The sequence below is a fragment of the Phenylobacterium sp. genome (assembly GCF_030651755.1).
In the GTDB taxonomy this organism is placed as follows: domain Bacteria; phylum Pseudomonadota; class Alphaproteobacteria; order Caulobacterales; family Caulobacteraceae; genus Phenylobacterium.
This window is the reverse complement of the sequence record NZ_JAUSBZ010000020.1, coordinates 1-7,919: the sequence shown is the minus strand read 5'-3', so window position 1 is coordinate 7,919 and position 7,919 is coordinate 1. Positions and strand designations below refer to the sequence as shown.

General features: G+C 68.0%; 7 protein-coding genes and 3 pseudogenes. 5 read left to right on the top strand and 5 right to left on the bottom strand.

Annotated elements, in window-relative coordinates:
* Positions 1 to 735, top strand: a 735-nt coding sequence (locus Q7V15_RS01715; protein WP_304753303.1) for an MBL fold metallo-hydrolase, incomplete at its 5' end; no start/stop codon positions are given.
* A 48-nt stretch (positions 736 to 783) separates the two neighbouring features.
* Positions 784 to 1,527 (top strand): enoyl-CoA hydratase/isomerase family protein, encoded by a 744-nt coding sequence (locus Q7V15_RS01710; protein ID WP_293322932.1) that lies wholly within the window; start codon positions 784 to 786, stop codon positions 1,525 to 1,527.
* Positions 1,528 to 1,539: 12 nt separating this feature from the next.
* Here Q7V15_RS01710 and Q7V15_RS16465 read toward each other — a convergent pair.
* A pseudogene (locus Q7V15_RS16465) lies at positions 1,540 to 2,017 on the bottom strand (hypothetical protein).
* A gap of 344 nt (positions 2,018 to 2,361) precedes the next feature.
* Here Q7V15_RS16465 and Q7V15_RS01695 point away from each other — a divergent pair.
* A pseudogene (locus Q7V15_RS01695) lies at positions 2,362 to 3,375 on the top strand (IS630 family transposase).
* Here Q7V15_RS01695 and Q7V15_RS01690 read toward each other — a convergent pair.
* Together Q7V15_RS01690 and Q7V15_RS01685 are read right to left on the bottom strand one after the other, a co-directional pair.
* Positions 3,333 to 3,791 carry a hypothetical protein gene (locus Q7V15_RS01690; RefSeq protein WP_304753305.1) on the bottom strand — a complete coding sequence of 153 codons (459 nt, stop codon included), beginning with the start codon at positions 3,789 to 3,791 and terminating at the stop codon, positions 3,333 to 3,335. The pseudogene Q7V15_RS01695 and the gene Q7V15_RS01690 sit on opposite strands and share 43 nt — an antisense overlap.
* Positions 3,716 to 3,916: a hypothetical protein gene (locus Q7V15_RS01685; protein ID WP_304753301.1), complete on the bottom strand. Its 201-nt coding sequence runs from the start codon at positions 3,914 to 3,916 to the stop codon at positions 3,716 to 3,718. The genes Q7V15_RS01690 and Q7V15_RS01685 overlap by 76 nt, the downstream gene beginning before the upstream one ends.
* Positions 3,917 to 4,033: 117 nt before the next feature.
* On the opposite strand from Q7V15_RS01685, the pseudogene bioA reads away from it, so the two are divergent.
* Both bioA and Q7V15_RS01675 read left to right on the top strand, forming a co-directional pair.
* Positions 4,034 to 5,047 (top strand): annotated as a pseudogene (gene bioA, locus Q7V15_RS01680) (adenosylmethionine--8-amino-7-oxononanoate transaminase); the annotation flags it as partial.
* Between the two features lie 10 nt (positions 5,048 to 5,057).
* Complete coding sequence (locus Q7V15_RS01675) at positions 5,058 to 5,465, top strand: globin (protein ID WP_304713919.1); 408 nt, start codon at positions 5,058 to 5,060, stop codon at positions 5,463 to 5,465.
* Between the two features lie 3 nt (positions 5,466 to 5,468).
* On the opposite strand, the gene Q7V15_RS01670 is transcribed toward Q7V15_RS01675, so the two are convergent.
* Both Q7V15_RS01670 and Q7V15_RS01665 read right to left on the bottom strand, forming a co-directional pair.
* Entirely contained in the window at positions 5,469 to 6,404 is a 936-nt protein-coding gene (locus tag Q7V15_RS01670) for an alpha/beta hydrolase (RefSeq protein WP_304713920.1), read from the bottom strand.
* A gap of 111 nt (positions 6,405 to 6,515) precedes the next feature.
* Positions 6,516 to 7,919: aldehyde dehydrogenase family protein (locus Q7V15_RS01665; protein WP_304753300.1), on the bottom strand; the 1,404-nt coding region annotated here is incomplete at its 5' end.

The window sequence follows — 7,919 nt, the reverse complement described above, 5'->3', positions numbered from 1 at the left end:
AACGAGCAGGATCAGCTGCTGCTGTCCATCCACGCGCTGCTGGTGGATGCGCCGGGCCTACGGCTGGTGGTGGATACCTGCATCGGAAACGATCGACCCCGGTCCATTCTGCGTGGACAGCCGTTGGCCACCGGCTTCCTGCAGTCCATGGCCGAGGTCGGCTGGTCGCAGGAGAGTGTCGATGCCGTGATCTGCACCCACCTGCATGTGGATCATGTGGGCTGGAACACCAAGCTTGAGGACGGCGCATGGGTTCCGACGTTTCCAAATGCCCGCTACCTGTTCGGCAAGACCGAATTCGCCCACTGGAGCACAGAAGGCGACGAGGAACAGCAAACGATCCTGTCGGACTCGGTACAGCCCATCCTCGACGCGGGGCTCGCCGAGTTCGTCGAAATGGATCACCGCATCTCGCCCCACCTCCGGCTCACGCCCAGCACCGGACATACGCCTGGCCATGTCAGTGTGATGACCGAGTCCAACGGTGAATCGGCGGTCATCACCGGCGACATGAGCCACCATCCGTGCCAGATGGCCCATCCGCATTGGTCGCCGCCCTTCGACAGCGATCCGAGAGCGGCGGCGGCGACGCGCGCGCGACTGTTCGCCGAATGGGCCGACAAACCCATTCTGGTGATCGGCACTCACTACGCGGCGCCGACGGCGGGATACATAATGCGGGAGGGCGCCGGGTTCCGCTTCGACGCCGAGGCGATGGACGCCCCCGCTGCCTGACTTCGGGAGAGGACGACAACCTTGAAAAAGAACATCGGATAGAACTCAATGGATGATCTCGTGCTCCGCTCTGACCTGGACGGCGTCTGCCAGCTGACGCTGAACCGGCCGGACAAGCTCAACGCGCTGAATGTCGATCTGTTCAAGGCGCTCGAGGCCCACGTTGCCGACCTGGAGGCGGCGCCGGTTGGCGTCGTCGTGCTGCGCGGCGCCGGGCGGTGCTTCTCGGCGGGCCACGATCTCGGCGACATCGCCGAGGGCGAGAAACTTCCCCGGCCTAACTATCAGTCGCATGTCATCCAACGCCTCGCCGAGCTTACCTCGCCGGTCGTCTGCGCTGTGCACGGCCATTGCTACACCGGCGCCCTGGAGCTTGCCCTGGCTGGCGACATCATTCTTGCGGCCGAATCCGCCAAATTCGCCGACACCCACGCCAAATGGGCCTTGACGCCGGTCTGGGGCCTCAGCCAGCGGCTACCGCGCCGGGTGGGAACCTACAAGGCACGCGAGATGATGTTCACCTGCCGTACCTATTCAGGACGGCAAGCCGAGGCCATCGGCCTCGCCAACGCGTGCGTGACCGATGCTGAGTTCGAAGCGGCCGTGGACAGCCTCACCTCTGAAATTCTCACCAACTCGTCATTCAGCCATGCCGCGAACAAGCGGCTGCTGACCGAAACCGATGGCCTGTCACAGCCGGCCGGCTTGGCGCACGAGGTTTATCGAAGCCAGGGCGCAGGACCGGACATGGTCGATCGAATCAGGCAGTTCACAAAGCGCCCACCCGCCTAGAGCAGATTCCGATCACGTCGCATCGTATCCGGCGGCGGCGAAGTAGTTGGCCCACTCGGTGGGGGTGAAGGTGTCGATGGCCTCGACGATGGCGCGTTCGAGGGCGGCGACGGTGCGGGCGGCGGCTTTTCGGAGCATGCCCGGTCTTCTTTTGAGCGTGATCCGGTGACGCTCAAAGAACCGCCAGAGCGTGGAGATCGCCACGGCAATGCCCCGCTCGGCGAGCGCCGTGCGCAACTCCGCCAGGGTGATGTCGGCCTTGGCCGCCACCAGCGACAGGATCAGCGGCCTATGCGCCTCGATCCTTCCCGAGCGCTTGTCGCCCCTGGCGCTTGGGCTGCACCTCGCCCGTCCGCCGCCGCAGGCTGGTCCAGCGGATCGCGCTGGAGATGCTGACTCCGAACCGCTCGGCCTCCTTGCGGCGCGACTGCCCCTCGTCGACCGCCCCCACCACCCGCTCCCGAAGATCCACCGGCAGCGGCTTGCCCATCGCCACCGGCCTCCCTCACCGGCAGCCAGCGTGAGTCAGACTCGCCGCCTCAAGGGAATCCCCCCGAGTCAGGCGGCTTGGAAACTGCTCTAGTCCTCGCTCGGTTCATAGGCCTGACGGGCGGTTTCCAGCGCAGCGAGCTTGGCCTCGAAGGCGCTCCAGTCGTCGGCCTGGTCGATCCGCCCCCGGATGGCCTCGATCTCCTCATAGATCAGCTCCTGGGGCTCAGGCGCGGCGAAATAGGGGTGTGAGAGCGCCTTATACCAATCGGCGCGGCGTCTGACTCTGGGGGATTCCGCTGAGCGGCGAAGCAGGATTCGATGGTGGGACCGGAGGGTTTCGCCATGCCAGCTATCGCGCTTCGCCAGGATTACGATGCCGCCAGGGTCCGGGCGCTTGCGCGGACCAGCCGGGACGCGCGTCAGGTTCGACGGCTGCTGGCGCTGGCGGCGGTCTACGACGGCGCCAGCCGGCGCGAGGCCGCGGCGGCGGGCGGGATGGACCGGCAGATCCTTCGCGACTGGGCGCTGCGGTTCAACGCCGAGGGGCCGGACGGGCCGATCGACCGCCAGGCTCCGGGGCCGAGGCCGAAGCTGACGCCCGAGCAACTGGCGGCCGTCGTCCGGCTGGTGGAGGACGGCCAGATCCTGGCCATTCACGGGGTGGTGCGCTGGCGGCTGATCGACCTTACCGGCTGGATTCACGAGGAATACGGCGTGTCTCTGGACCCAGCCGACTGGGCCGGATCCTCAAGGCGCTCGGCTACAGACGCCTGTCCGCCCGGCCCAGACACCACGCCCAGAACCCGCAGGCCCTGGAGGCCTTCAAGCGGGATTTTCCCCCTGCGGGTCCAGGAGATCCGCGAGCGGCTCCCCAGGCGAACCCGGCTTGAGGTCTGGTTCCAGGACGAAGCCCGCATCGACCAGAAGAACAAGCTCACCCGCCGCTGGGCAAGGCGCGGGACCCGACCGTCCGCGCCCAAGGACCAGCGCACCCAGTCGGCCTACCTGTTCGGCGCCATCTGTCCGCAGAAGGGAACCGCCGCCGGCCTGGTCATGCCCTATTGCGACACCCAGGCAATGAACGCCCATCTGGCCGAGATCAGCGCCCAGGTCGAGCCCGGCCATCACGCGATCCTGCTGCTCGACCAAGCCTGGTGGCACACCTCCCAGGCCCTCGAGACGCCGCCCAACATCACCCTCCTGCCGCTGCCGGCCAAGGCCCCGGAGCTCAATCCGGTCGAGAACCTCTGGCAGTTCCTGCGCGACAACCGCCTCTCCAGCCGCATCTTCAGGAACTACGCGGACATCGTCGATCACTGCTGCGCCGCCTGGAACACCATCGCCGACCAGCCCTGACGCATCATGTCCATCGGCCTCAGAGACTGGGCCCAGGAATACTGATCAGCGCCGGTTGGTATTACGCCTGGCCGGCTCGAAGGCCGCCAGTTGCGCGCGGAAGTCCTCGAAGGCGGCCTGACGAGAGATGTCGCCGCGGGCGCCCGGCAGGGCGCGGGCGTCATCGCCGCCGAACCAGTCGAAGAAGAAGGGCTCCCGGCGCAGGGCTTGCCGCCGGCCGCCAGCGCCTGGAACGCCGCCTGGGCGAGGCTGGAATCGGCGTCCATCCCATAGCTGCGCACCCCCAACCGGCGACGCATGGCACTCACCAGCTCGGCCCAGTAGGAGCCCGCAAACCTGTTCAGCGCCTCGACCAGGGGTTCGGGCGGACTGACCAGGCAAAAGCAGCCGCCCGGCTGGCGCAGGTTCCAGAACACCGCCTCGGCCTAGCGCCCAAAGCTGTAGAGGCCGCTGTGGTCGAAATAGGCGGCCACGAAGTTGGATCGTTGCGCGGCAGGAGGCGGTCGGGGCCGTAGTCGGAGCTCTCGCCGGTGATGTTCATATTGCCGGTGCTGAGCACCCCGTGGACGAAGCCCCCGCCATCCAGGACGCGCCAGCCGCGCCATGCGCCCGCTCGCCGCCCCCGGCAGGGCGGCCGGACGATCTTCCGCCTCTTGCCCCGGCCTACGACCTGGCGAGGCGGCTGGCGGCGATGCTGCCGGGCGATCTCGACCACGTCTTCTTCGCCGAGAGCGGCTCGGTCTCGGTGGAGATCGCCATGAAGATGGCGATCCAGTTCTGGATCAATCGCGGCGTGTCCGGGCGCTCGAAGTTCGTCAGCTTCCTCGGCGGCTATCACGGCGACACGCTCGCCACCATGACCATCTGCGACCCGGAAGAGGGGATGCACAGCCTGTTTGCAGGCGTCATGCCCAGCCAGCACGTGGTCGCCCTGCCCCGCGACGCCGACAGCGAAGCCGCCCTCGACGCCCTGCTGGCCGACAAGGGCCACGAGATCGCCGCCCTGATCGTCGAGCCGCGCATCCAGGGCGCCGGCGGCATGCTGATCCACGACGATGAGGTGCTGCGCCGCCTGCGGGCCATCGCCGACCGCCACGACGTACTGCTGATCTTCGACGAGATCTTCACCGGCTTTGGCCGCACGGGCGACCTGTTCGCCTGCCAGGGCGCGGGTGTGACGCCCGACATCATCACGCTCTCCAAGGCGCTGACCGGCGGCACCCTGCCCCTGTCGGCCGCCGTGGCCAGCCGCCGGGTCTTCGAAGCCTTCTGGTCCGACGATGCGGGCGCGGCCCTGATGCACGGGCCGACCTATATGGCCAATCCCCTGGCCTGCGCGGCGGCCGGCGCCTCCCTCGACCTCTTCGAAGCCGGCGGCTGGAAGGCCGATGTGGCGCGGATCGAGGCCGCCTTGAGGTCGGGCCTGGAGCCCTGTCGTCAGGCCAGGGGGGTGGTCGATGTCCGCACCCTGGGCGCCATCGGGGTGGTGGAGTTCGAGGCCGCGGTGGACGCAGGCGCGCTGTGCCAGCGGTTCGCCGAGCTGGGCTGCTGGATCCGCCCCATGGGCAAGGTGGTCTATCTGACGCCGCCCTTCGTCACTACCGATGAGGAGTTGGACCGCCTGACTGGCGCCATCCAAACCGTGCTGGGCGCGCCCGCGGCCGGGCGCTAAGCTCGCGCCCATGGACGCCCAGGCCATTCTCGACAGCCTCGACCTGATTGCTAAGCACAGCGAAGATCCTGCGCCGCAGGTCTATGCTCGCCTGTTCGCCCGCTATCCTGAAACCGAGGCCCTGTTCATCGGCGACAAGCGCGGGGCGGCCCGAGGCCAGATGCTGCGCCAGGCCATCGAGACCCTGCTGGACTATCTGGGCCCCAACGCCTTCGCCGCCAACTTCCTGCGGGCCGAGCTGCGCAATCACGACGACATCGGCGTGCCGGCCGACATCTTCCCCGCCTTCTACAAGGCCATGGCCGAGGCCTTCGCCGACATCGCCGGCGAGGCCTGGACGCCGGCCATGCAGGCCGCCTGGGATGAGTTCACGGCCGAGGTCGAACAGATCGTCCAGGCGCCCGCCCAGACGATCTGAACCTCAGGCCAGCGCTGCCTTGAGCGACGCCGCCGTGGCCTTGGCCGCCTCGCCCACGGCCGGCGAGACGTCGGCCATGATGTAGAAGTCGTGGATCAGGCTGGGATACTCGATGTGCTCCACCTGGACCCCGGCCGCCCGCAGGCGCTCGGCGTGGTCGCGACCCTCGTCCTTCAGCGGGTCGAAGCCGGCCGTGACCACCAGGGCCGGCGGCAGGCCCGCGCAGTCCATCTTGCCCAGCATGGCCCGGTGGGACTGGGGATGGCCGATGGCCGCCAGGCACTTGTCGAACCAGGCGATGGCCTGCTTGGTCAGCAGGGGGCCGTCCAGCGCCTGACGCGACGCCGTCTCCTTTTCCGGCCATATGCCGGGATAGAGCAGCAGCTGGAAGGCCAGCCGGCGCTGGGGATCATCCTTGAGGTCGGCGGCCACCGAGGCGGCCAGGTTGCCGCCGGCCGAATCCCCGCCCACGGCGATGCGGGCCGGATCGAAGCCGATTTCCGCGGCATGGTCGAAGGCCCAGCGGGTGGCGGCGAGCGCATCGTCATGGCTGGCGGGGAATGGGTTTTCCGGCGCCAGGCGGTAGTCCACTGACAGCACCCGGACGCCGGCCAGAGCCGCCATCCGTCGGCAATGGCCGTCATGGCTTTCCAGGTCGCCGATCACGAAGCCGCCACCGTGGAAATAGACGAGGCCGCCGGTGGTCGAAGGCGCCCCGGCCGGGGTGTAGAGCCTCGCCGGAATCTCGCCGGCCGCGCCGTCGACCTTCAGGTCGCGGACGCTGACATCCTTGGGCGCATTCTGGTCGGCGGCCTGGCGCTGCATGCGATAGCCGGCGCGGACCATGTCCGGCGGCAGGGCGTCCAGGGGCGGAGGGGTCTGGCCCTCGGCGGCCTTGGCCTGGGCCTCCAGCATGGCCTGAAAGTGGGGATCCATCATCGGCGTCTCCTCCTGGGGGGCGTCTTTTGGGGGGTCGTCGCGCTCTTGCCGGCGCAGTCACGAAAACGGCCCCCGACATCGCCGGGGGCCGCTGGTCTTTCGAGCCGAAGCCTACTCGGCGGCTTCCTTGGGCGCGTAGCCCATGACCGCCTTGACCTCCAGGAACTCGTGGAAGGCGAAGTCGCCCCACTCGCGCCCATTGCCGCTCATCTTGAAGCCGCCGAAGGGAGCGGTCATGTCCGACGCGCCGTTGATCGACACCTGGCCGGCGCGGAGCTTCGAAGCGACTTCGCGGGCCTTGGCCAGGTCGGCGCCGTTCACATAGGCCGCCAGGCCGTATTCGGTGTCGTTGCCGATGGCGATGGCCTGGTCGAGGCTCTCATAGCCGAGGATCGACAGGACGGGACCGAAGATCTCTTCCTTCGAGATGGTCATCTCCGGCTTCACATTGGCGAAGACGGTGGGCTTCACATAGTAGCCCTTGTCCAGGCCTTCGGGACGACCCGTCCCGCCAGCCACCAGGGTGGCGCCCTCGTCGATGCCCTTCTGGATCAGGTCCTGGATCTTGTCCCATTGGGTCTTGGAGACCACCGGGCCCAGCATGGCGTTGCCGGTGGGGTCGCCCACCGTCACCTGGGCGGCGGCTTCCTTGGCCACGGCGATCGCCTCGTCCATGCGCTTGGACGGGACGAGCATGCGGGTCGGGGCGTTACAGGACTGGCCGGAATTGGTCATGATCTGGCGCACGCCGCCGGCCACGCTCTTGGCGAAGACGTCGTCGTCCAGGACGATGTTCGGGCTCTTGCCGCCCAGTTCCTGGTGCACGCGCTTGACGGTCGGGGCGGCGTTCTTGGCCACCTCGATGCCGGCCCGGGTCGAACCGGTGAACGAGACCATGTCCACTTCCGGATGGGTCGAAAGCGGCACGCCGACGCCGAGGCCATCACCATGGACCATGTTGAACACGCCGGCCGGCACGCCGGCCTCGTGCATGATCTCGGCGAAGATCTGGCCGGTGAAGGGAGCGACCTCCGACGGCTTCAGCACCATGGTGCAGCCGGTGGCCAGCGCCGGGGCGACCTTGCACATGATCTGGTTCAGCGGCCAGTTCCAGGGCGTGATGAAGCTGCAGACGCCGATCGGCTCCTTGACGATCATCGTCGCGCCGCGGTCTTCCTCGAACTTGAAGTCCTTGAGGATGCCGATGGCGGTGGCCAGGTGGCCCATGCCGGCCGGCACCTGGGCGCGCTGGGCCAGCGAGGCCGGGGCGCCCATTTCCTCGGTGACGGCGTTGGCCAGATCGCCGAAGCGCTTCTGGTACTCGGCCAGCACCCGCTGCATGACGTCCAGCCGCTCTTCGCGGGTGGTCTGAGACCAGGTGGCGAAGGCCTTGCGCGCGGCCTTTACGGCCTTGTCCACATCGGCTTCGGCGCCGAGCGCGATCTTGCCGGCGACCTCTTCATTGGCGGGATTGATGACGTCCAGGGTCTTGAGCGCCACCGGCTCGACCCACTG